Origin of the sequence: Plantactinospora sp. ZYX-F-223, assembly GCF_039649625.1 — a bacterium.
GTDB lineage: Bacteria > Actinomycetota > Actinomycetes > Mycobacteriales > Micromonosporaceae > Plantactinospora.
The window spans coordinates 45,245-68,406 of sequence record NZ_JBDJAV010000022.1 but is presented as its reverse complement, the minus strand read 5'-3'; the positions used below and the strand labels follow the sequence as shown (position 1 = coordinate 68,406).

Genomic DNA, 23,162 nt, shown 5'->3' with positions numbered 1-23,162 from the left:
CGGGTCACCAGGCTTCTCCTTCGCTGGGGCGGTCGTGCCGGGGCTGGCCGGGCGGGGCGGTGCCGGGGGAGGCGGCCAGGTCGTCGAGCGCCCGGGCCAGGTCGAGCAGCTCCTGGTTGGTCTCCGGGACCGGCCCGTAGAGCAGGTCGTGCACCTCGGCCGGGCCCCGGCCGGTGCGCGCGGCGACGGCGGCGGCCAGTTCGTCCGGGCCGGCGTCGGGCGGTACGCCCCGGGACTGGGTCAGCCGGTGCAGCGCCGCCGCCCGCAGCGTCTCCGCCGCCGGCCCGTACGCCCGGGCCCGCTGGTAGAGCCGGCCACGGCCCAGCACCGTCTCGGCGGACGGAACGGTCACCGGCAGCGGCTCGGCGACCGGTGGCCCGAGCCGGCGGGCCCGCCAGAGCACCACCAGCAGTAGGGCCAGGGCGAGCTGCGCCAGCAGGGCCCAGAACCAGGGCGGGAAGGCGTCCCAGAGTGGGTTGCGCCGCTCCGACGGGGCCGCCTGGTCGTCCTGCCCGGGTGCCGGCTGCGGCCGGCCGTCGTACTCCGGGGTGCCGTCGCCCTCCTCGGGCTCGCCGTCGGAGTACGTCCCGGAATCGTCGGGCGCCGACGTCCACGGGTCCAGCTCGCCGTCCCGATGGTACGGCGGCGGTGGCTCCGGGCCGGCCAGGTCGAGCCAGACGACCCGGTCGTGGGTACCGAGCAGCCCGGTGGCCAGGGCGGCGTTGCCCCGCTCGGCTATCCGGTCGTTCCGGAACGGGTCGCTGGCGCCGATCACGACGACCTCGCTGCCGCGCCGCTCCGTCCGGACCAGCCCGGCCGAGTAGCAGTAGTCGGTACTGTCGTCCAGCTCGGGCGGGCTGGCGTACCGCTGCAACAGCGCGGCGGCCCGCCCAGCCCTCGCCGCCTCGGGCAGCGCGCAGGGCCGGCCGTCGGCGTCGGCCTCGACCGCACCGGCGGCCCACCGCCGCCCGGCGACGGCCAGCGGCAGCTCGGCGCCGTCCAGCACCCGCTGCGGCGGGTCGACCAGCACCACCCGGGCACGGTCGGCGGGCTCGGCGAGGTACGGCAGGTACAGCGGGTGCACCAGCCCCGGCGAGGGGACGAAGAGGGTGAACCCCCGGCTGGTCGCCTGGATCAGGGCCTGGCGGGTACTGGTGAACCGTTCGATGGTGACGCCCTCGGCGCGCAGCCGGTCGGCGAGCCGGCTCCCGCCCTCGTCGTCGGCGTTGACCGGGGAGAGGAAGCCGGGGGAGCCGGGGTCGGGTTGGTCGATCGCCCGGGTGATCCCGGTGACGGCGAGCAGCGCGGCGACGGCACCGAGCGGGATCGCGATCCGGTGCCAGCGACGCCGTCGGAGGCCCGCCTTTCCCCGGGCCGGCACAGGGTCCGGTGTGGACGCCGCAGCGCCGCTCCGCCGCTCGCCGTCCGGTGCGGGCGCATCCGGTGCGGGCGCATCCGGGGCGTCCGGGGCGGGCACGTCCGGTGCGGGCGCGTCCGGGGCAGCGGTCATCTGCGGGCCGTCCCGTCCTGACTCGTCTCCCGGGCCATCGGGTCGTGGCTCAGCTCCGGATGATTGGGTCCTGGTCCGTCTCCGGGCCATCCCGTCGTCGGTACCGGACGGTCTCCGCTGGCGAGGGTCCGGCCCAGTTCCGTGGCGAGCATGCGCATCCGATCGTCGTGCTCGCGCCGGGCGGGACGCTCGGCGTACCAGAGGTCGGAGAAGACCCGGCCGGCCTCGGAGAGCGGGGGGTCCACCTCGGGACGCTTCCCGGCGGCCGCCGTCGCGAGTTCGGTGACGGTGAGCCCCGGCCGGTGCTCCAGCACCCCGCGGTCGACCAGCTCCCGGACCATCCCCCGGAACCGCTCGCGGGCCGCCTCGGCGTACCGGCCCTCGGCTGCCAACCGGTCGGCGAGGGCGACCAGCGTCCCGGCCGGTACGTCCGGCAGCTCCGGATCCTCGGCCGCGGCCTCCGGCTCCGGCTCGGGGGCCGGCGCGGGACGGGGTTGCCGCCGTCGCCGCCACCGGGAGAGGCGCCAGCGCGGCAGCCGGCGGGGCACCCAGGCCGGGTAGTGGAACCAGCCGAGCGCGACCAGCACGGCGGCCAGCACCAGGAGCAGCGCGACCAGGGAGAGCGGCAGGCGGTCGCCGAGCGCAGCCGTCGTCTCGGTCCACCAGCGGCTGAAGCTCACCGTCGACCCGCCATCGGGGTGAGCACCGGCGCTCCGGTCTGCCGGGCCCGGTTGACGACGATGTCCAGCCCTTCGGTGCGGATCCGCGCCTCCAGGTAGACCGCCGCGTCGACACAGGCGAGCGCGGGATAGGCGACGCTGTTGACCAGTGCCCAGACCGCGATGCCGACCGGCAGTTGCCACTCCGGCGCGAGCAGTCCGGCCGAGTTCAGGCCGGTGACGGCACCGACGGCGAGCCCGATCCGCAACAGCCACCAGACGAGGTAGCCGAGCAGCCGTATCGCCGCGGCGCGGCCGCTGATGCGCAGGGCGAGGGTGGCGGAGCGCCACAGCGCCCGGAACGGCCCGAACCGGTCCAGCACGATCGCCGGGGCCACGGAGCCGAGCAGCGCGAACCCGACCGCCCAGAGCGGCATGACCAGGGACGCGACGAACATCACCGCGCCGGCCAGCAGGGCGACGAGCAGCGTCGCGGGGAGCCGGGCACCGCCCGGGTGCAGCAGCCGGCGGACCGGGGCGGCGGGATCGAGCAGGACCGTACCGGCCGCCCGGGCGGTCAGGTTGCCGAGCAGCGCGATGATCACCCCTTCGCAGGCGGCGCCGACCGCCAGCAGGAACCAGTACGCCGGCAGCTCGTCCAGCCTCGGCAGGTAGGCGGGCGGGGTGACCTCGGCGACCAGCCGCAGCGGGTACAGCAGGAGCTGCTCCAGCGCGGCCAGTACCAGGGCGACCGGCACCAGTACCCGGGCGTGGTCGCGGAGCAGCAGGACCGCCGAGTCGATCAGCTCACCGACGGTGAGCGGCCGCAGCGGCAGTACGGCGATCGGGCCGGCGTCGGGCAAACGTACTCCTGGCGGGCATCGGGGGTGGCGGGGAACACGCCGCAGCAGTCATGGTGTCACGCCGGCTCATCCCGGACGGAGCCGCTCGGCCGGTTCCCACGTCACGGTTCGGTGTGCGCCGCCGAGGGCGGATCAGCAGCGGTCCATCCCTGGTGCCAGAAGGTTGACCAGGGTAAGCTACTGCGCCTCGTGGCCAGGGAAGGGCCGGCGGTACGCCGCGCCGGGAGGCGCGGGGACCACGCCGTGGAAAAGAGGGTGGAATATTAGTGTCATGAGAGCCCGGGTACTGGTCGTCGACGATGACCCCGCGCTGGCCGAGATGCTCGGCATCGTGCTGCGCAGCGAGGGGTTCCTGCCCTCGTTCGTCGCCGACGGAGAACGGGCATTGGCCGCGTTCCGGGAGAATCGGCCCGACATCGTCCTGCTCGACCTGATGCTGCCGGGGATGAGCGGCATCGACGTGGCTCGGGCGATCCGCTCCGAGTCGGGCATCCCGATCGTGATGTTGACCGCCAAGAGCGACACCGTCGACGTGGTCCTCGGGCTGGAGTCGGGCGCGGACGACTACGTGGTCAAGCCGTTCAAGCCCAAGGAACTGGTCGCCCGGATGCGGGCTCGGCTGCGCCGGGGCGAGGACGCCGCGCCGGAGCTGCTGACCATCGGTCCGCCCGGCAACCAGATCAACATCGACGTGCCGGCGCACACCGTCAGCCGGGACGGCGAAGAGGTCAAGCTGACCCCGCTGGAGTTCGACCTGCTGGTGGCGCTGGCCCGCAAGCCGCGTCAGGTCTTCACCCGGGAGGTCCTGCTGGAGCAGGTCTGGGGCTACCGGCATGCCGCCGACACCCGGCTGGTCAACGTGCACGTCCAGCGGCTCCGCGCCAAGATCGAGCCGGATCCGGAGCGACCCGAGGTGATCCTGACGGTGCGGGGAGTCGGCTACAAGGCGGGCACCGGATAGCCTGGGGTGCACTGTGGCCCGCACCCTGACCTCGTCGTCCGCCCTTCTCGCCCGTACCGCCGCGACCGGGCGGCGGCTCCGGCGCGCCAGCTCGGCCCGGGCGGCGCGGGCGGTCACCGGCCTGCACCGCACCTGGCGGCGCTCGCTCCAGGTGCGGGTCGTCACCATCACCCTGGTGGCGTCGAGCCTGCTGGTCGGCGGGTTCGCCTATCTGGTCGCCGACAACATCACCGAGATCGTGCTGGACAACGCCACCAGCGACGTCAAGACCCGGCTTGAGGACGGCCAGGAGTACGCCTCCGAGCAGCTCAGCAACCACACCACCGTTGCCGAGCAGGGGGTGCGGGCCACCCTGGAGAACACCGTCAACTACCTGGCCGGCGGAGACCCGGCCCAGCTCGGCGGCGTGGTGGTGTCGCTGCGGGTCACCGGCGTCGCGCCAGCCACCTCGCCCCAGGTCGACATCGACGGCATCCTGACCCCGGGGCTGGAGGACAAGGTCCGGGGCGGCGACATCGCGCACCAGTTCCGCACCGGTGACCTTTTCGACAAGGGGCCGACGAAATACCTGGTCTACGGCTCGCCGGTGCCGACCCGGCTCGGCCAGGTCGAGCTCTACTACTTCGTACCGCTGACCCGGTGGGACCAGATCGCGGACGGCTCCCGGGCCACCGTGCTAGCCACCGGGTTCGCCCTGGTCGTCCTGCTCGGGCTGCTCTCCGGGCTGGTGACCCGGCTGGTGGTCAATCCGGTACGGGTCGCCGCCCGCACCGCCCAGCGGCTCTCGGCGGGGCTGCTCGACCAGCGGATGGTGGTCAACGGCGAGGACGACCTGGCGATGCTCGCGTCGTCGTTCAACCAGATGGCGACCAACCTGCAACGCCAGATCGTCCGGCTGGAGGAGATGTCCCGGCTGCAACGGCGGTTCACCTCGGACGTCTCGCACGAGCTGCGTACCCCGCTCACCACCGTACGGATGGCGGCCGACCTGATCTACGCGGAGCGGGACGACTTCGACCCGGCGGTCACCCGTACCGCCGAGCTGCTGCACGCCGAGCTGGACCGGTTCGAGGACCTGCTCACCGACCTGCTGGAGATCAGCCGATTCGACGCCGGGTTCGCCATGCTGGACGCCGAGCCCACCGACCTGGTACCGGTGGTGCACCGGGTGGCCGACCGGCTGGAGTCACTCGCCAGCCGCTGCGGTACGCCGCTGCGGGTCACCGTGCCGGAGACCCCGGTGATCGCCGAGGTCGACCCGCGCCGGGTGGAGCGGATCCTGCGCAACCTGGTCGGCAACGCGGTGGAGCACGGTGCCGGGAAACCGGTGGCGGTGGTGCTGGCGGCGGACGAGACCGCGGTGGCGATCACGGTCCGGGACCACGGCGTGGGGCTGAAGCCCGGCGAGGAGAAGCTGGTCTTCAACCGGTTCTGGCGGGCCGACCCGTCGCGGGCCCGGCAGACCGGTGGCACCGGGCTCGGTCTCTCCATCAGCCTGGAGGACGCCCGGCTGCACGGTGGCTGGCTGGAGGCGTGGGGCGCGCCGGGCGAGGGGGCCCAGTTCCGGCTGACCCTGCCGGCCCGGGCCGGTGACCGGCTGACCTCGTCGCCGTTGCGGCTGGTGCCGGCCGACGCGCCGCTGGGGGGTACGGACGGCCTGGGCTGGACCGTCCCGACCCCGGTCGGCGGCGCAACCGCCGCAGCGCCGCCCGGCGCGGACCGTCCCGGGGCCGCCGCCGACGGCCCGACCCCGGCCGGCGGTCCGAGCGGGTCGGCCGACGGGGCGATGGACGCTCCCGACGCCCCGGTCGGGACAGCGGCCCCGGACGAGGCCGTCGAGCCGGTACCAGGCGGGCTGGCCGCTCCGAGGGCTCCGGCCGACGCCGAGCGGAGCGAGGTGACCAGTTAACGCTCCCCCAGGTGTAGCGCACCGTCTCGCCCACACCCAGCCGCATCCGACACTTCCGCCCGGCAAAGGGAGTCGACGCCATGCCGAAAACCAACGCCACGCCTGACCGCCCTCTCCTTCCCATGGCCAACGCCAGGGCTTTCTCGGGCGGCTCTTGATGAGCCGGCGCGGCATCGCGCTCGGGGCCGTGGCGGTGCTGCTCTCCGGGCTGGCCGCCTGTGGCATCCCGGGCGAGAGCGACGTGCGGATCGACGGCAGGGGGCCGGTGGCCGACACCGCTCCGGCCGACCACCCGGCAGCGCAGCCGCCCGGCCGTACCACGAGTGGCAGCGACCCGGAGGCGTTCGCGAAGAACTTCCTCACCGCCGCGGCCGGCGAGCCGGGCGAGGCGTACGAGCGGGTCAACGAGTACATCGAAGACAGCAAGCAGTTCAAACCGAAGGCGGACGACAAGGGCGACATCAACGTCGTCCGGGTCGACGTCGACGGCGGCGGGATCGAGGTCACCCAGAACAAGGACGGCACCAGTCTGGTGACGGTCGAGGTCCAGCAGATCGGAGTGCTCCGGGCCAACGGCTCGATCGGCGAGCCGGTGCAGCAGAAGACGGAGTACTCCTTCGTCGTCGGCGCCGCGCCGACCGACCCGGGGACGGGCGGCGGGCTGTGGGTGCTGCAGCCGCCGGAGGTGCTGCTGATGACCGACGACGCCCTGCGGGACTACTACCAGGAACACACCATCTACTTCTGGAACGCCAACGGCACCTCGCTGGTGCCGGACCTGCGCTACCTGCCCCGTACGGTGCCGGTGCAGCGGCACGCCACCGAGGTGCTCGAGTGGCTGACCGGTGGCCCGTCGGAGTGGCTCAAGTCGGCCGTCGCGCTGCCCGAGGGCACCAGTCCGGTAGGTAACGTGCCGGCGCCGGAGGAGGGGGGCCGGCTGGAGATCAACCTCGCGGTCAAGGCCGGTGCCCTGGAGACCAAGCTCGAACTGGAGAAGCTCTTCACCCAGATCGTCTGGTCCCTGCGGAACAACCAGTTGCTCGACAACGAGCTGGAACTCAAGATCCAGAACCAGTCCAGGATGATCGAGGTCGCCGCCGACTACCGCCGGGACCACCCGCTCTACCAGCTCACCGGTGCCGCCGCCCGGTACGGCGTGTTCGCTGGCCGGATCTATCCGTTGACCAACCCGGGCGAACCGAGGCCGGTGCCGATTCCCGCCGCGGAGAACCACGACATCGTCACCGCCGGGGTGAGCCGCAACGGCGACGACGTCGCGGTGGCGCTGGTCGTCCGGGACGGCGAGTCCTTCCGACTGCGTACCGGCACCGGCCCGGGGGTGGCGACCAGCCTGCTGACCAGCGAGGAGAAGTACGACGACCTCAGCCGTCCGGTGTGGCTGAAGGAGGCGGGGATCGGCGGACCGGTCGGGTTGGTCGTCGCCCAGGGCAAGCTCTACACCTTCACCGCCGGAAATCCCCGGCTGACCCGGGTTTCCTTCTCCGGTACGGATCTCGGCGCGACGGCGGTGGCGGCGTCGATGGACGGCAACCGGATCGCCTTCGTCTCCGGCGGCCGGCTCTACGTCGCCGGGGTACGCCCGGTCGACGGTGGGTTGAACGTCGAGCCGGCCCGCCAGGTGGCCACCTCGCTGCACTCGCTGAGCGCGGTGGACTGGTTCGGCGAGAACCTGCTCCTGGTGGCCGGGGTGGACAGCGAGGACGCCAAGGCGATCAACCGGATCAACGTGGATGGCGCGGTGGAGTCGGGGCAGATCAGGTACGTCAGCGCCGCCCCCGTCGAGGCGCTGGCCGCCGACCCCACCTCCCTGGAGGCGCCGCCGCTACCCCCGACGTACGAGGCGAACGAGGTCGCCTTCGTCTCCGACACGATCATCACCCGGAGCCAGATCGCGCCCGGTGCGGGTGAGCCGCCGCCCAACGTGAACTCGGCCACCGCCTCCTTCTACCTCTACTGACCTGTTCGGGGGCGCGTGGTGCTGGCGGGGGTCTGGGCCGACCTGACCGACCTGGTGCTGCCGGCCGAGTGTGCGGGCTGTCGTGCCGAGCGGTTGCCGCTGCGCCAGGGCGCCTGCCCGGCCTGTGCCGCCGCCCTGCGGGCACTGCGCCCGACCCCGGTACGCCCCACCCCGGCACCGCCGGGGCTGCCGGACTGCGTGGCGCTCGGCAGCTACCAGGGCGCGCTGCGGGAGTCGCTGCTGTCGTACAAGGAACGGGGCCGGCACGGCCTGGCCCGGCCGCTGGGCAGGCTGCTCGCGGAGGTGGTGGCGGAGGCCGTCGGCCAGCGCCGGCCGGTGCTGCTGGTGCCGGTGCCGGCGACCGCACGGGCGGTACGGGCCCGGCACGGCGACCATCTGCGCCGGCTGGCCCGGCACTGCGCCGTCCGGCTGCGGGCCGCCGGCTGGCCGGTCGCGACGGCCCAGCCGCTGCACGCGGTGCCCCGGCCCGATTCCGCGACGCTGGACAGCGCCGGCCGGGCCGCAGCGGCCCGGGACGCGTTCCGGCTCCGGGCCGGCCGGTCGCGGGCGGTCCGCCGGATCGCCGCCGGCCGGGCGGTGGTGCTGCTGGACGACATCGTGACCACCGGGGTCACGCTGGCCGCGGTGACCAGACGGCTGGAGAGCGCCGGCATTCCGGTGTACGCGGCGGCGGTGCTGGCCGCCACCGTCCGGCGGGGGCGCGGATAACTGAACCTTTCCGACCTGGACCGCGGCGCTCACGCACCGCGCCCGACCCTGCGGTCCGCCGGACCGCAAGGGGAGGTTGGAAAGGGTTCACTCTGCGTGCCACTACATTCACCCCGTCGTGCACCTCCTGCAAATCTTCTCGAATTGGTCTTGGTGACCGGGGTGACTGACGGGTCGATTGGGGTTAGCGTCTTATTTACCGGGGGTATGACGGATGTTCCACCGCCCCGCGGACGCACGTGGAGGGAGGCATCGCCGTTGTTCTCGATCCGGTCAAGCCGAATGGACACTCCAGGGGCGGGCTGACCGGGATTTTTGTTTCCGCAGACTCTCCGATGGCGCAGGGAGGTCACGCATGGATCTCGTGGTCAAGGGTCGAAACGTCGAGGTGCCGGATCATTACCGAGTGCACGTAGCCGAGAAGCTCGCCAAGATCGAGCGCTACGACCACAAGCTTATTCGGATCGACGTGGAACTCTTTCACGAACGCAATCCGCGACAGTCCGATCACTGCCAGCGAATAGAGATTACCTGCATCTCCCGCGGACCCGTGGTCCGTGCGGAGGCGTGCGCGAAGGACTTCTACAGTGCCCTCGACGCGGCGATCTCGAAGCTCGACACGAGACTGCGCCGGGCCGCCGACCGGCGTCGCGTACACCGTGGCCGGCACGCCCCGGTCTCCGTCGCCGCCGCCACCGCCCGGCTCCCGGTCGTCGACGCCGGTGACTCGGCGCTGGCCACCCTCACCGCCCCCGCACCCGCGAGGTCGAACGGCAACCGCCGTGCGGTCTCCGAACCCGAGTTCGACGAGTACGACGACGCGCAGCCCTGGCACATCGCCCGGGAGAAGCTGCACCCGGCCGAGCCGATGACGGTCGACGACGCGCTGTTCCAGATGGAACTCGTCGGCCACGACTTCTACCTGTTCCTGGACAAGGAGTCCCGCCGCCCCAGCGTCGTCTACCGGCGCAAGGGCTACGACTACGGCATCATCGCCCTGGCCGGCTGATCCCCTGCGGTGTCCCACCGGACCCGGGGATGGTCCCGGGGCCGGTGGGTTCGACCGTGCCCGCCGGTCCGCCTGCGGCGTCGACCGCCGAGCACGACGCGTCGCACGAGCGTGCCGGCCGGGCCGTCGCACGAGCGTGCCGGACCGGTGGTCAGCCGCCGACTCCAGGTCGACCGGGGTCAGTGGAGAGCCCGAGATCGCCGGGGAGCAGGGCGCCGATCCAGGCGTCGACCCGGTTGCCCCGGTGGTTGAGGGCGTGCCGCGCGGTGCCCTCGAAGGTGAAGCCGGCCTTCTCCACGGCCCGGCGCGAGGCGGTGTTGCCCACGTTGGCCCGCCACTCGATCCGGGCCAGGTTCAGGGCGGTGAAACCCCAGGCGGAGACGGCCGCGACCGCCGCCGGGCAGTAGCCACGGCCGCGCACCCGCGGGGCGACCAGGTAACCCAGGTCGCCGACCAGGGGATCGGCCGGGGAGATCCGGAGTTCCATCACCCCGGCGTACCGGTCGGACCCGTCGGCGATCGCGAAGACCGCGCCGGTGCCCCGACGCCACACCGTCGGGCCGTGCTCGTGCACGAAGAACTCCGCGTCCGACCGCTGGTACGGGTCAGGAACAGTGGTCCAGCGGATGCTCTCGGGGTCGCGGCAGGCGTGCACGATCGCGTCCAGGTCGGGCTCGTGCAGCGGGCGGAGCCGCAGTTCCGTACCGTCGGCGGCCCGGGCGAAGAGCACCGGTTGGGGCGCGGCGAAGAGGGCAGCCCGGCGTGCCTGCAGCGAGCCGCTGCCGGCCGGGCCGCCCGCCGGTCCACCGCCGTCCGGCTGGTCCGGGTCGGTGCCGGCCAGGTCGTCCGGCAACAGCGAGCCGATCCAGCCGTCCCGGGTACCGCGCGGATGCGGGTCGGCGAGCCGGAGCCGTCCGTCGACCTGGAAACCGGCCCGCAGGGCGACCAGCCGGGACGCGTGGTTGCCGACCTCGGCCTGCCAGGTGATCCGGTGCAGCCCCAACTCGGCGAAGGCCCACCGGCTGACCGCGCGGGTGGCCCGGACGGCCACTGCCCGGCCCCGGGCCCAGGGGGCGGTCCAGTAGCCGACCTCCCCGGACCGGAGCACCGGGTCGATGGTGATCAGCCCGCAGGAGGCGAGGAGTTCGCCGGTGGCACCGTCGCAGACCGCGAACGGCGCTCCGGACCCGGTCGACCAGGCCTGCGGAGCCCGCTTGGTCACGAAGTCGATCGCGTCCTCCAGCCGGTACGGGCTGGGTACGGTGGTCCAGCGCTGGATGTCCGGATCCTGGCACGCCCGGCGTACCTCCTCGGCGTCCTCGGCCCGCCACGGCCGGAGCAGCAGCCCCGCCTCGACGATCTCGACCCCGTCCGGCCGGCTGTTCTGGTTCATCGGCTCATCGTGCCGGAGGGTTCGCCCTGGGCGTAACCGGATTTACCGGCCCTCAAGGCTGCTATCGGACAGAATGTCCGGTTAGTTGAACGGGAGGGGCGGCGCGACTGACGATTGGGCCGGTGATGCGCCTACGATGGTTCGGCAGACTGTCTAGGGGAGCGTTGATCCGTGTCGATTCTGGAAAAGGTCCTCCGCGCGGGCGAGGGGCGCATGGTGCGCCGGCTCAAGGCGATCGCCGCTGCCGTCAACTCGATCGAGGACGACTACGTCAACCTCACCGACGAGGAGCTGCGGGCGCTCACCGACCAGTTCCGGGAGCGGCTGGCCGACGGCGAAACCCTCGACGACCTGCTGCCCGAGGCGTTCGCCACGGCGCGCGAGGCGGCCTCGCGGGTGCTCGGCCAGCGGCACTACGACGTGCAGGTCATGGGTGGCGCGGCGCTGCATTTCGGCAATATTGCCGAGATGAAGACCGGTGAGGGCAAGACCCTGACCTCGGTGCTGCCGGCCTACCTCAACGCCCTCTCCGGCAAGGGCGTGCACATCGTCACGGTGAACGACTACCTCGCCGAGCGGGACGCGGCCTGGATGGGGCGGGTGCACGAGTTCCTCGGCCTGACCGTCGGGGTGATCCTGCCGAACCGGCCGGCCGCCGAGCACCGGGCCGCCTACGAGGCCGACATCACCTACGGCACCAACAACGAGTTCGGGTTCGACTACCTCCGGGACAACATGGCCTGGAGCCGGGAGGACCTGGTCCAGCGCGGGCACAACTTCGCGATCGTCGACGAGGTCGACTCCATCCTGATCGACGAGGCCCGGACGCCGCTGATCATCTCCGGCCCGGCCGAGCACTCCGCCCGGTGGTACACGGAGTTCGCCGGGGTGGTGGCCCGGCTCCAGCCCGGCAAGGACGGCGAGGGCGACTACGAGGTCGACTACGCCAAGCGGACCATCGCGGTGACCGAGCGCGGCGTCGCCAAGGTGGAGGACCGGCTCGGCATCGACAACCTCTACGAGTCGGTGAACACCCCGCTGGTCGGCTACCTGAACAACGCGATCAAGGCCAAGGAGCTCTACAAGCGCGACAAGGACTACATCGTCAGCGAGGGCGAGGTCCTGATCGTCGACGAGTTCACCGGCCGCATCCTGCACGGCCGCCGCTACAACGAGGGCATGCACCAGGCGATCGAGGCCAAGGAAGGCGTGGAGATCAAGCAGGAGAACCAGACTCTTGCCACGATCACCCTGCAGAACTACTTCCGGCTCTACAACAAGCTCTCCGGCATGACCGGTACGGCCCAGACCGAGGCCGGCGAGTTCAACAAGGTCTACAAGGTCGGTGTGGTGACCATCCCGACCCACCGTGACATGATCCGGATCGACCGGCCGGACGTGATCTACAAGACCGAGCGGGCCAAGTTCAACGCGGTCGTCGAGGACATCGCCGAGCGGCACGCCCTCGGCCAGCCGGTCCTGGTTGGCACGGTCTCGGTGGAGAACTCCGAGGTGCTGTCCCAGCTACTGCGCCGCCGGGGCATCCCGCACGCCGTCCTCAACGCGAAGTTCCACGCCAAGGAGGCGGAGATCATCGCCCAGGCCGGGCGCAAGGGCGGGGTCACGGTGGCCACCAACATGGCCGGCCGGGGCACCGACATCCTGCTCGGCGGCAACCCCGAATACCTGGCCAACACCGAGCTGCGGCAGCGCGGGCTCGACCCGGTGGAGCACGCCGACGAGTACGCCAAGGCGCTCGAGGAGATCCTTCCGCGCTGGAAGGAGGCGTGCGACGCCGAGGCCGAGGAGGTCTCCTCGGTCGGCGGCCTCTACGTGCTCGGTACCGAGCGGCATGAGTCCCGGCGGATCGACAACCAGCTCCGCGGTCGGTCCGGCCGGCAGGGCGACCCGGGCGAGTCCCGGTTCTACCTCTCGTTGCAGGACGAGCTGATGAAGCGGTTCCGGGCCGGCGCCGTCGAGGCCGTGATGGAGCGGTTCAACATCCCGGAGGACGTCCCCATCGAGTCCAAGATGGTGACCCGGCAGATCAAGAGCGCCCAGGCCCAGATCGAGGGCCAGAACGCCGAGATCCGCAAGAACGTCCTCAAGTACGACGAGGTGATGAACAAGCAGCGCCAGGTGGTCTACGCCGAGCGCAAGCGGGTGCTCAACGGCGAGGACCTGAACGACCAGATCCAGCACATGATCGAGGACGTGGTGACGGCGTACGTCACCGGGGCGACCTCGGACGGCTACGCCGAGGACTGGGATCTCGACCAGCTCTGGTCCAGCCTCAAGCAGCTCTACCCGATCGGCGTCACCATCGACGACATCGTCGAGGAGTCCGGCGGAGAGCGGAACACCCTGGACGCCGACTTCCTGCTGGAGCAGCTCAAGCAGGACGCCTTCGCGGCGTACCAGCGCCGTGAGGAGGAGCTAGGCAGCGAGGCGATGCGCCAGCTGGAGCGGATGGTGCTGCTCCAGGTCATCGACCGCAAGTGGCGCGAGCACCTCTACGAGATGGACTACCTCCAGGAGGGCATCAGCCTCCGCGCCTACGCCCAGCGCGACCCGGTGGTGGAATACCAGCGCGAGGGCTTCGACATGTTCGCCACCATGATGGACGGGATCAAGGAGGAGACGGTCGGCTTCCTCTATAACCTGGAGGTCCAGGTCGAGGAGGCGAAGCCGGCTCCGGCCGACTCCGGTCCGGCGCCGATGCCGATGCCGGCGGAGCCGCCGGTCGAGATCCGGGCCAAGGGCCTGGGCCGGGCGCCCAGGACCCAGGGTCTCCAGTACTCGGCACCGACCATCGACGGCGAGGCTCCGGCGACCGGCGGGGTGGCGGTCGAGCGCCCGCAGCCCCAGGCACCGGCGCTCGGCGTGGGCGGCCCGCCGCCGCCCTCGGCGTCCCGGCGGCCGGCCCAGGGCCAGGCGGTCGGTGCCAACGCCCCGTCCCGGAACGCCCCCTGCCCCTGCGGCTCGGGCCGGAAGTACAAGCGCTGCCACGGGGCGCCCGGCGCCGCCTGATCGTCCCGGTGCCCCCGACCGCCGTCCGTGGTCGGGGGCACCGCTGTCTCCGGATCGGGGTGGATGTCGACATCGGCGCTGAACCTCAACGCCTCACCGTCGGTGAACCCGGTCCCCAGCACCGCTCGCCGGCACCGGTGCCCGACCGGAGGGGCAGCGGTGACACCGGCCAGCCGGCGAGACGGTCGCGGTGAAGCCTGGTCCGGTCAGAGCAGGGCGACAGCGGTGCCGACCCAGCTTCCCCGGCGCCGCTCGATCCGGAACGCCATCGCCCAGGTACGCCCGGCGACGCCGACCACAGCGGCCGCCTCGACGACCCCGGGCCGCGGTTCACAGACCCTGAGCCGGCGCAGCCGTACGGTGCGGACCGGCTCGCCGGGCCGGCGCCGGCCGGAAACCCGGCTCGTGGCGGAGGCGAGTTGCGCGACCATGCCAGCGGCGTCGGGCGGACTGGCGAGGGCCCGTAGGTGCCAGGCCGGCCGGTAGCCGTTGACGATCTCCAGGCAGGTGTCCAGGAACCGCTTCGCCGCCCGCTTCGCCTCGGGCGTGGCGCCAGCCACGGCGTCCGCGACCGGGGGGCCGGCGGCTGCCCGGGAGGTGCCTGGATCCGGGGGAGCGGCGGCCCAGGAGGTGCTTGGACCGGGCCGGACACCCGGGGTGGCCAGCCGTTCGGTGGATCGGGTCGGGCTCGTCGGCACAGCGGCCGGGCGGGCGCTCCGGCCGGGGTGGGGGCGCTCGGCGACGGCCGACCGGAACCGTTCGACGGCGGCCGGGACGCCCCCGGGCGGGGGTGCCGGGTTGACCCAGGTCTCCGGGACGCATTCGTCGTCGAAGGGCGGATCAAGGGGCGGCACGGGGCGCAGGCGCACGGTGGGCCGGACGGGCGGCCGGGTGCGGGCGAGGGGCATCCTCACTCCCTTCTTGATCTTGCGTTTGCTTTCGTTTGCCTCCGACAGGCTAATTTCTAGCCCATCCACTAGCCGTCGTCAATGACTCCACGCCGGTCGGTGGACCGTCGCGGACGTCCCGGCCTGCCCTGCTGCCCCGAGACCGCAAACCGTGCCCGGTCTCCGGGACGGGCGGCCCGGCCCGCAGGCGTGGAGAACGGCGGTGGACGTGCGGCGACGGGCCCTCGGGCCGAGGCCGCGGCGAGGTCTCCGCCACATCGAGGCGGCTCGGGAAAAGGAGCGGGCGTCCGGTCGGAACGGACGGTAGCCGAGCGGTCTGACACCGCTGTCGGAAGCGGTACGCCGACTACTCGGGGAGGCGCTCCACCAGCGGATTACCGGCCACCCACTCGGCGGTCTCGGCGTACTTGCGCTGGATGTACTCCTCCAGGCGGGCCCGCTCCACCCGCCACTGGCCCCGGCCGCCGATTTTGATCGCTGGCAGTTCGCCGCTGCGCACCATGTGGTAGACCTGCGAGTCCGAGACGTTCAGCTCGGCGGCGACGTCGGACAAGAGCAGGAACCTGGGTTCCACGGAGAACTCCCGGTAGTCGGTGGCTGCCTTAGTTTGCCACCGACTGCGGTGTCGTCGCCTCCGCCGTCAGGTCCCGCCCCGGCAGCGGACTGGAGTAGTCCACGCTGGTGGTGACCGAGCCGAGCCCGGCGATCCGGCCCGCCACCATGTCCAGGCCGATCCGCTCCGGCACCACCACCGCCCGGTAGCCGGCGACCACCCCGGCCTCCTCAAGCCGTCGTACCCGTTCGGTCACCGCGCTCGGCGACATCGCCACCAGCCGGGCGAGTTCGGCGCAGACGGACGTCTCTGACGTGCACGCTGCCGTCGAGGCCGGAGAGCCCGGTTTCGTCCTGCTGGACACCCGGGACCTGGTCGCCTGGCGGCAGGGCCGACCTGGTGACCCGGGCCGGCGGCCCGCTGACCGCCCCGGTGCGGTCGCACTGAGCGGCGCGGCCCGACCCGCTCCGGGGTCCGCTGCCGCTCGGCGCGCCGTCGGTGTATTACCGTCGCGGGTGAACGGAGCGACGTCCTGCCCGGACCGGGCGCCGTCGCGGGCCAGCGTCGAGCGGGGGAGACCTACGTGCCAGAGCAGCTCGTCCGGGTGTACGTCCCGGCCACCCTGCCGATGCTCGCCGAGTTGCGCCAGGAGGGCTGGATCATGACAGCCCAGGGGCACGCGGTCACCCCCGAACTGCGCGAGTGGTACGCCGAGGGCGACGAGGAGGAGTTGGAGTACGTCGCCTTCACCCGGGCCGCCCAGGAGGCGCTGCGGCTGCTCCGGGCCGATCCCGGGGCGCCCCGGCGCCGGGTCGTCGTCGCCGTGGACCTGCCGCCCGGGGTGGTGCACCGGGGCGACCCCGAACTCGGCTCCAGCACCGTACGGCTGGCCGGGCGGATCGGGATCGACGCGGTCGCCGCGATCCACGTGGACGGTGCCGACGCGACCGACGACGTCGAGGCCGCGGTCGACGTCGTCGAGCAGGCGCTGGCCGGCGACCCGGACGCGCAGTTCACGGTGGACAGCGCCGAGGACCACGAACTGGAGTGGTACGACCCCTCGGAACTCGACTCGCTCTCCGGCGCCACCGGCTGACCCGGGACCGGTACGCCAGTCGCGGTCGCGGTACGTGCCTCAGGACGTGCCGGAACCCTTTTCAACCTCTCCTTACGGTCTGACGGACCGCAAGGTCGGACGCGGTGCGTGAGCGCCGCGCGGTCCAGGTTGACAAAGGTTCAGTCAGCGGCCGGCGACGTATCAGTCAGCGGCCGGCGACCGGCTCGGGACGGTCCGCCGGTTCGTGATCCTTCCCGGCGTCGGCGTCCCCCACGTCGGCGCCGGCATCGGCGTCGTCCGTGGCCGGCCCGTCGGACTCCGCCCTCGGGTTCCCGCCCGGAGCGTCCTCCTCGACAGCGTCCTCCTCGACCTCGTCCGTCGGCCGGTCGCCCTCGGCGCCGTCCTGGTCGGAGTCGCGGGGGCCGGGCGGCGTACCGGTCGCCTCCTCGGCGGGCCGGAGCGTACGGCCGAAGGCGATGATCGCGGTGAGCGAGCCGAGGAAGAGCACCAGCAGCGCGTGGTTGATCCGGGAGCCGCCGAGCAGGCTCTGCGCGGCCCGGTCCGCCTCGCTGACCGCTCCGGCCAGCCGGAGGACCTCGGCCCCGGCCGTCCGGGTCAGCACCTCGGCGGCGAGCAGCAGCAGGCCCGGCCCGGCGCCGGCGATCAGGTACGCCGGCCAGCGCGGCGACGGCACCGGGCCGGTGGCCCGCTCGACGGCCCGCCGTCCGGCGACCCGCAGGTAGCCGAATGCCAGCAGCCCGGCGGCCAGCCCGCTGGCCAGCGAGGAGGTCCGGGAGAACCAGCGGAAGGCGGTGAGCTGCGACGCCTGGGTGTCGCCGGAGCCGTAGAGGTTGAGCACCGGGTCCTGGAAGTAGCTCAGCGCGAAGCCGACCGCGAAAACGGCCAGCCCGGCGGCGACGACGGCGGCCACCACCAGCGTGTTGCGCAGCCCTCCGGCGATCCCGCCGACCGTGGCGGCCGCCGCGGTGGTGCCGGCGAGGACCATGATCGCCGGGCCCCCGCCGTAGCTCAGCGTCACCACCAGGGCCGAGAGGAAGCCGGTGGCGAGGCCGGCGACCAGCGACACGAGGAATCGGGGAGTGCTGCGCCACACCCCGAGCCGGGTCATCAGGTTGCCCAGGACCAGGCTGACCGCGGCACCGCTGACCAGGCTCGCCGAGATGACCCCGGGCAGGGCGTACGCGGCCGAGGTGATCGCCATCGAGGTGATGCCGGAGGAAGAGATCTCGGCCTTGGCCGACCAGAGCATCGCGGCCAGCCAGCCCAGGGCGAGCAGTGCGAGGACGAGCGCGCCGGGCGCCGGCACCAGGGACGGGGCGGCCGTCACCGGCGCCTCCGGCTCGACCGGTTGGTCGGGAGCGGAGGTCGCGGTCGTGCCGGACTCTTTCGTCATCATCTCCCCTTCAGCAGGTGGCCGGCCGTGGCGGCGGGGCGGCGACGGGGCTGCGGTGGCGTGGCCCAGCCGCCGGTCCCTCAGCGTACGCGGGCCCGTCGGGGCGGTGGCTCGGTGCCGGTACCGACGGGACGGAACGGACCTCCGCGGCGGGCGGCGCTGCCCGGGAAGTACCGGACGGGTGATGATCCGGCACGGCCGCCGCGGTCGCCCACCGGCGAGGGGGCCGGCGGCGGCAACCATGTAAGGATTGGCGCAGGTCCCGCCCCCGTACTCCCGGCATCTCCCGGGGCACGGGGTCGAGGTGCCCGGCCGACCGGTCGGCACCCGCGGGTCCGGTTTCGCCGTCGCTGTCGAGATCGCCCAGGAGAATCCCATGGACGCCGTTCTCTCCGTACCCGAACCGCGCAACGAGCCGGTCCGTGACTACGCGCCGGGCAGCGCCGAGCGGGCCAGCCTGCAACGCCGGCTCGGCGAGCTGGCAGCCGTTCGGCTCGAACTGCCGATGACGATCGGCGGTACGCAACGGATGGGCGCGGGTGCCGCGATCGACGTCGTAGCGCCGCACCGGCACCAGCATGTGCTGGGGGTCACCCACAACGCAACCAACGCGGATGCGCAGGCGGCGGTGACGGCTGCGAAGCAAGCCGCCCCGATGTGGCGTAATTTGTCCTTTGCCGACCGTGCCGCCGTTTTCCTCCGGGCCGCCGACCTGCTCGCCGGACCCTGGCGGGACACCCTGAACGCGGCGACGATGCTCGGCCAGTCCAAGACGGCGATCCAGGCCGAGATCGACTCCGCCTGTGAGCTGATCGACTTCCTGCGTTTCAACGTCGCCTTCGCCCGCAAGCTCCTTGCCGAGCAGCCGCTGTCGTCGAGCGGAGTGTGGAACCGGTTCGACCACCGGCCGCTGGAGGGCTTCGTCTACGCTGTCACGCCGTTCAACTTCACCGCGATCGCCGGCAACCTGCCGGCCGCGCCCGCGCTGGTCGGCAACACGGTGGTCTGGAAGCCGGCACCGACCCAGCAACTCGCGGCACACTTCACCATGCGGCTCTTCGAGGCGGCCGGCCTGCCGCCCGGCGTGATCAACATGGTCACCGGGGACGGCATCGCGGTCTCCGAGGTCGCCCTCGCCGACCCCGACCTGGCCGGCATCCACTTCACCGGGTCGACGAAGGTGTTCCAGAAGCTGTGGCAGGGCGTCGGCGCGAACATCGCGAACTACCGGGGCTACCCCCGGCTGGTCGGCGAGACCGGCGGCAAGGACTTCGTGGTCGCGCACCCGAGCGCCGACGTGGACGCACTGCACACCGCGCTGATCCGCGGTGCGTACGAGTACCAGGGGCAGAAGTGCTCGGCCGCGTCCCGGGCGTACGTGCCCCGCTCGCTCTGGGAGGGCGGCCTGCGGGACCGGCTGGCCGCCACCGCCGACGGGCTGGCGTACGGCGACGTCACCGACTTCACCAACTTCGGCGGTGCGGTGATCGACGCCAAGGCGTTCGCCCGGCACACCGCCGCACTCGACATGATCTCCGGTGACCCCGCCTGCCGGATCGTGGCCGGCGGCACGGCCGACGACTCGGTCGGCTGGTTCGTCCGGCCGACCCTCTTCGAGTGCGACGACCCGGGGCACAAGTCGTTCACCACCGAGTATTTCGGGCCGATCCTCGGGGTGCACGTCTACGAGGACGCGCGATTCGAGGACGCGGTGCGGCAGGCCGAGTCGGTCGCCCCGTACGCCCTGACCGGCTCGATCTTCGCGACCGATCGCCGGGTGGTCGACTGGGCCACCGAGACCCTGCGCTACGCGGCCGGCAACTTCTACATCAACGACAAGCCGACCGGTGCGGTGGTCGGGCAGCAGCCGTTCGGCGGTGCCCGGGCGAGTGGTACCAACGACAAGGCCGGCTCCTGGCACAACCTGGCCCGGTGGATGTCGCCGCGCACCGTGAAGGAGACCTTCGCCCCGCCAACCGACCACCGCTACCCGCACATGGACTGACCCCCCACGGGGCTCGACTCCCGGCGGTCATTGAACCTGTTCCAACCTCCCCTTGCGGTCCGGGGACCACAGGTCGGACGCGGTGCGTGGGCGCCGCGCGGTTCAGGTTGAAAAGGTTCATCGGGTCATCGCCCGCGCCTGACTCCGCCGTCTCGGCGTCGCGTTCCGGCTCCGGGCTGATCGGGCCGGCGGCGGTCGACGAAAGTCCGGCCCCGTTCCGGCTCCTGCTGCGATACCCCCGGGCGTCCGGTCCGGCTCCTGCTCCGACACCCCGGGGCCCGGCACACCGCCGGGCCCCGGTTCCATGTCGGGTCCGGGCCGGCGCCGGGTCCCGGGTTCGTGCCAGCCGGTCCCGCCCGGCGTCCCCGGTTCGTGCCAGCCCGGCCGGGGTCGGCTCGCCACCTGATCCGGTCGACCTAGCGTCACTTCCAGACAGCGGAAGGTGACCGTCCGTCGGCCAGCGGCGGTGGGACGGACGGCGACCCGGGGTCAGGGGAGGGCATGTGATGGATCGGGTGCTGTACGGCCGTTACCGGCTCACCCGGGAGGTCGCCTCCGGCGCGACCGGGGTCGTCTGGCGGGCCGTCGACCTGCGCGACGGCGAGCCGGTGGCGGTCAAGTTGCTGCGCCCGCTGGCCGCGACCCGGCCGGACCTGGTGGCAGCGTTCGCCGCCGAGACGGAGATCGTCGTCGGCCTCGACCACCCGTGCCTGGTACGCCCCCGCGACGTGCTCGGGCACGGGCGGGACCGCGCGCTGGTGATGGAGCTGGTCGAGGGGGAGGATCTGCGCCGGCGGCTGCACCGCACCGGACCGGTCCCGCCAGCGATCGCGGCCGAGGTGGCGGCACAACTCGCCGGTGCGCTGGCGTACCTGCACGGCCGGGACATCGTGCACGGTGACGTGAAACCGGGCAACCTCGTCGTGCCGGCCGACGGCGGCCTGGTCCGGCTGGTCGACTTCGGCGCGGCCCGCCGGGTGGTGCCGGACCCGCCTGGCCGAACACCCAGGCCACTCCCGAGTACGTGGCGCCGGAGGTGGTCGACGGCGCCCCACCCACCCCGGCCAGCGACGTGTACGCGCTCGGCATCGTGCTCTTCGAACTGGTCAGCGGGCGCAGCCCGTATCGGGGCGGGCCGCCGGCCGAGATACTCGACCGGCACCGGCACTGCCGCCCCGTGCCGCCGCCGGGACTGCCGCCGATGGTCTGGCAGTTCATCGAGGACTGCCTGGCGGCCGATCCGGCCGACCGCCCCGACGCGGCGCGGGCCGCCGCCCGGCTACGGGGCATGGAGCCGGCGCTGGACGGCCTGGCCGCGCTGCCCCGGCCCGCCGCGGACCAGGTCACCTGGTGGCCCCGGGCCGCCGGCACGGCCACCGGGACGGCCCCGGTCGGCTGCTCGCCCGCCCCGGCCGCCGGCCGCGCCCCCTACCGACCGGGCACTTCTGTACTCGCAGGCCGGGGCTGGTCCGGTTCGGCTGACACCGTTCCGCCCGGCCCGGGCGCGTCCGTTCCCGCTCCGCCCGGCCCGGGCGCGTCCGTTTCCGCCGGGCGGCGCCGGTCCGGTTCGGCCGACAACAGTGTGCCGCCCGCCCCGTCGACGGTGCCGGGTCTCGGCCGCCGCCGTCGGCCACCTGTCGCGGCGGTGCTGGCGGGTGCCGGTGCGATCGTCACCGCCGCAGTGCTGGCCGCCCTGTCGACCGGTGCGGGGACGATGCCCGATCGGCACCGGGGAGCCGTCCCCGTCGCACCGAGTCTGGTCGGATCGGCGCCGGAGGGTGCCGGGTCGCCGGCTGGCAGCCTGCCGCCGACGTCCGGTGCCGGGCCGACGCGTACCGCCCACGGGGTGCCGTCGGCCGCTCCGACCGGGGCGGTCGACGGCGAGCCGGCACCGGGCGGGACGATCCCGGTGCCCGGCGACACCCCGGGACCCGGGGACCCGGACGCGCCGGAGAGCGGCCGGGATCCGCTGGTCGGTCCCGACGAGCCGGGTACGACGCCGCCCGGCGAGCCCGACGCCCGGCTGGAGCGGTCCGGGTCGGAGCCGACTTGCCCCCGTTCGCCGAACCGCCCGCCCTCAGCGCGGAACGGCCAGGCGTACGGCAGGATGCTGTCCAGCCTCGACGGCCCGGACCGGTGCGGGTGTACGCCCTGTGCCGGCCGGTGAGCCGCCCATCGGTGGGCGGACGGCCAGGCAGCACCTTGCGGCAAAAGCCCACATAAGCGATGAAAGTTGACTAACCTCCGCAATTGACACTTGCCCTGACCAGGGAGCCGCCGGCTGTCGACCGAGGAGCCGCGCGGGAGCGGACCCCCAGGGGTACCCGATCCCGCCGGACCGCGAAGTTGACCGTCCCGGCCGCCGACGGCGATCGGGACCCGCGCGGTGCGGCCGCCGGGAGTGGCGCGGTGCGGCCGCCGGGAGGGCGCCGGGACGGCGCCACCGGGGCCGGTACGCGCCCGTCGGGTGGTCGGCTCCGCCGTGCCCGGTGAGCCCCGATCCATCGATCGTCCTCATCCGACTGTCGTCCCAGAACAGTGCACAATGGAGATGACGAACCAGCGGATAGTGCCAAATCCTGGACGCGGCGCCAGCAAAGTGGCAGCGTGGAGGGCATGGCGGATGTTGCAATCAATCCCACCGCGGCAGCCCTGCTCGGGCTGCTCCACGAAGGACCGATGACAGGCGGCCAACTGATGGCTGCCGCCGAGCGGCGCTTGGCGCCGTACTGGTCGATGACCCGGAGCCAGGTCTACCGGGAGTTGCCGGCGTTGGCCGAGCAGGGACTGGTCCGGCTCGGCAAGCCCGGCCCCCGGTCCAGCCAGCCGTACGCGATCACCGCGGCCGGGAAACGGACGTTTTCCCGCTGGCTCACCGAGACGCCGGGGCGGGACACGGTGCGTAACCCGACCGCACTCCGGGTGGCCTTCGGCCCGCAGCACTCGGCCACCCAGTTGCGCACCCTGGTGAGCAGCGCCAACGAGTACCACACCGAGGCGCTCGCGGCAGCCCGGGAGCAGGCCAGGGACGCCAAGAAGGCCGGTGACTCGTACGGTGCCGCCGCCCTGGAGTTCGCGGTGGCGTACCACAAGGCGGCCCTGTCCTGGCTGAAGAGCGCGCCGGTCTGACCCGGATCCGGCCCGGCCGGGCGGTCCGGGTGACGCCCGGCGGACGCGCCGAAGC

At 73.0% G+C, this 23,162-nt stretch carries 16 protein-coding genes and 2 pseudogenes; 10 read left to right on the top strand and 8 right to left on the bottom strand.

Annotated features, from left to right (window positions below; genetic code table 11):
• Positions 1 to 4 precede the first annotated feature (4 nt).
• The 3 genes from AAH979_RS22500 to AAH979_RS22490 are packed head-to-tail and all read right to left on the bottom strand — an operon-like array spanning position 5 to position 3,032.
• A complete protein-coding gene (locus AAH979_RS22500; RefSeq protein ID WP_346260087.1) occupies positions 5 to 1,510 on the bottom strand; it encodes a DUF4350 domain-containing protein in 1,506 nt (501 codons plus the stop codon).
• Positions 1,507 to 2,190, bottom strand: coding sequence for a DUF4129 domain-containing protein (locus AAH979_RS22495; protein WP_346260086.1), 684 nt, complete (start codon positions 2,188 to 2,190; stop codon positions 1,507 to 1,509). The genes AAH979_RS22500 and AAH979_RS22495 overlap by 4 nt, the downstream gene beginning before the upstream one ends.
• Entirely contained in the window at positions 2,187 to 3,032 is an 846-nt protein-coding gene (locus AAH979_RS22490; RefSeq protein WP_346260085.1) for a hypothetical protein, read from the bottom strand. The genes AAH979_RS22495 and AAH979_RS22490 overlap by 4 nt, the downstream gene beginning before the upstream one ends.
• Positions 3,033 to 3,303: 271 nt before the next feature.
• On the opposite strand from AAH979_RS22490, the gene mtrA reads away from it, so the two are divergent.
• The 5 genes from mtrA to raiA all read left to right on the top strand — a co-directional run bounded on the left by mtrA (position 3,304) and on the right by raiA (position 9,618).
• Positions 3,304 to 3,993 (top strand): MtrAB system response regulator MtrA, encoded by a 690-nt coding sequence (gene mtrA, locus AAH979_RS22485; protein ID WP_101369873.1) that lies wholly within the window; start codon positions 3,304 to 3,306, stop codon positions 3,991 to 3,993.
• Between the two features lie 121 nt (positions 3,994 to 4,114).
• Positions 4,115 to 5,902 carry an MtrAB system histidine kinase MtrB gene (mtrB, locus tag AAH979_RS22480; protein ID WP_346260170.1) on the top strand — a complete coding sequence of 596 codons (1,788 nt, stop codon included), beginning with the start codon at positions 4,115 to 4,117 and terminating at the stop codon, positions 5,900 to 5,902.
• A 157-nt stretch (positions 5,903 to 6,059) separates the two neighbouring features.
• Positions 6,060 to 7,880, top strand: a complete 1,821-nt coding sequence (locus tag AAH979_RS22475) for an LpqB family beta-propeller domain-containing protein (RefSeq protein WP_346260084.1) — start codon at positions 6,060 to 6,062, stop codon at positions 7,878 to 7,880.
• Positions 7,881 to 7,898: 18 nt separating this feature from the next.
• Positions 7,899 to 8,609 carry a phosphoribosyltransferase family protein gene (locus AAH979_RS22470; protein WP_346260169.1) on the top strand — a complete coding sequence of 237 codons (711 nt, stop codon included), beginning with the start codon at positions 7,899 to 7,901 and terminating at the stop codon, positions 8,607 to 8,609.
• Between the two features lie 355 nt (positions 8,610 to 8,964).
• Positions 8,965 to 9,618, top strand: a complete 654-nt coding sequence (gene raiA, locus AAH979_RS22465; RefSeq protein WP_346260083.1) for a ribosome-associated translation inhibitor RaiA — start codon at positions 8,965 to 8,967, stop codon at positions 9,616 to 9,618.
• 151 nt (positions 9,619 to 9,769) lie between these two features.
• Here the strand turns inward: raiA and AAH979_RS22460 are convergent, their stop codons facing one another.
• Positions 9,770 to 11,011, bottom strand: coding sequence for a GNAT family N-acetyltransferase (locus tag AAH979_RS22460; protein ID WP_346260082.1), 1,242 nt, complete (start codon positions 11,009 to 11,011; stop codon positions 9,770 to 9,772).
• Between the two features lie 171 nt (positions 11,012 to 11,182).
• Here AAH979_RS22460 and secA point away from each other — a divergent pair, with 171 nt between their 5' ends.
• Positions 11,183 to 14,041: a preprotein translocase subunit SecA gene (gene secA / locus AAH979_RS22455; RefSeq protein WP_346260081.1), complete on the top strand. Its 2,859-nt coding sequence runs from the start codon at positions 11,183 to 11,185 to the stop codon at positions 14,039 to 14,041.
• A gap of 206 nt (positions 14,042 to 14,247) precedes the next feature.
• Here the strand turns inward: secA and AAH979_RS22450 are convergent, their stop codons facing one another.
• From AAH979_RS22450 to AAH979_RS22440, 3 genes are all read right to left on the bottom strand, one after another.
• Positions 14,248 to 14,949: an Rv3235 family protein gene (locus AAH979_RS22450; protein WP_346260080.1), complete on the bottom strand. Its 702-nt coding sequence runs from the start codon at positions 14,947 to 14,949 to the stop codon at positions 14,248 to 14,250.
• Positions 14,950 to 15,295: 346 nt separating this feature from the next.
• A complete protein-coding gene (locus AAH979_RS22445) occupies positions 15,296 to 15,523 on the bottom strand; it encodes a helix-turn-helix domain-containing protein (protein WP_318402053.1) in 228 nt (75 codons plus the stop codon).
• A 28-nt stretch (positions 15,524 to 15,551) separates the two neighbouring features.
• The gene (locus AAH979_RS22440; RefSeq protein ID WP_346260079.1) at positions 15,552 to 15,866 is read right to left on the bottom strand and encodes a winged helix-turn-helix transcriptional regulator; all 315 of its coding nucleotides are present in this window, start codon (positions 15,864 to 15,866) and stop codon (positions 15,552 to 15,554) included.
• A gap of 219 nt (positions 15,867 to 16,085) precedes the next feature.
• On the opposite strand from AAH979_RS22440, the gene AAH979_RS22435 reads away from it, so the two are divergent.
• The gene (locus tag AAH979_RS22435; RefSeq protein WP_346260078.1) at positions 16,086 to 16,598 is read left to right on the top strand and encodes a hypothetical protein; all 513 of its coding nucleotides are present in this window, start codon (positions 16,086 to 16,088) and stop codon (positions 16,596 to 16,598) included.
• Positions 16,599 to 17,007: 409 nt separating this feature from the next.
• Here AAH979_RS22435 and AAH979_RS22430 read toward each other — a convergent pair.
• A pseudogene (locus AAH979_RS22430) lies at positions 17,008 to 17,973 on the bottom strand (hypothetical protein); the annotation flags it as partial.
• 376 nt (positions 17,974 to 18,349) lie between these two features.
• On the opposite strand from AAH979_RS22430, the gene pruA reads away from it, so the two are divergent.
• The 3 genes and pseudogenes from pruA to AAH979_RS22415 all read left to right on the top strand — a co-directional run bounded on the left by pruA (position 18,350) and on the right by AAH979_RS22415 (position 23,107).
• Positions 18,350 to 19,978, top strand: a complete 1,629-nt coding sequence (gene pruA / locus AAH979_RS22425; protein WP_346260077.1) for an L-glutamate gamma-semialdehyde dehydrogenase — start codon at positions 18,350 to 18,352, stop codon at positions 19,976 to 19,978.
• A gap of 1,015 nt (positions 19,979 to 20,993) precedes the next feature.
• Positions 20,994 to 22,145 (top strand): annotated as a pseudogene (locus AAH979_RS22420) (protein kinase); the annotation flags it as partial.
• Between the two features lie 449 nt (positions 22,146 to 22,594).
• Positions 22,595 to 23,107, top strand: coding sequence for a PadR family transcriptional regulator (locus AAH979_RS22415; protein ID WP_346260076.1), 513 nt, complete (start codon positions 22,595 to 22,597; stop codon positions 23,105 to 23,107).
• The last annotated feature ends 55 nt before the right edge of the window (positions 23,108 to 23,162 follow it).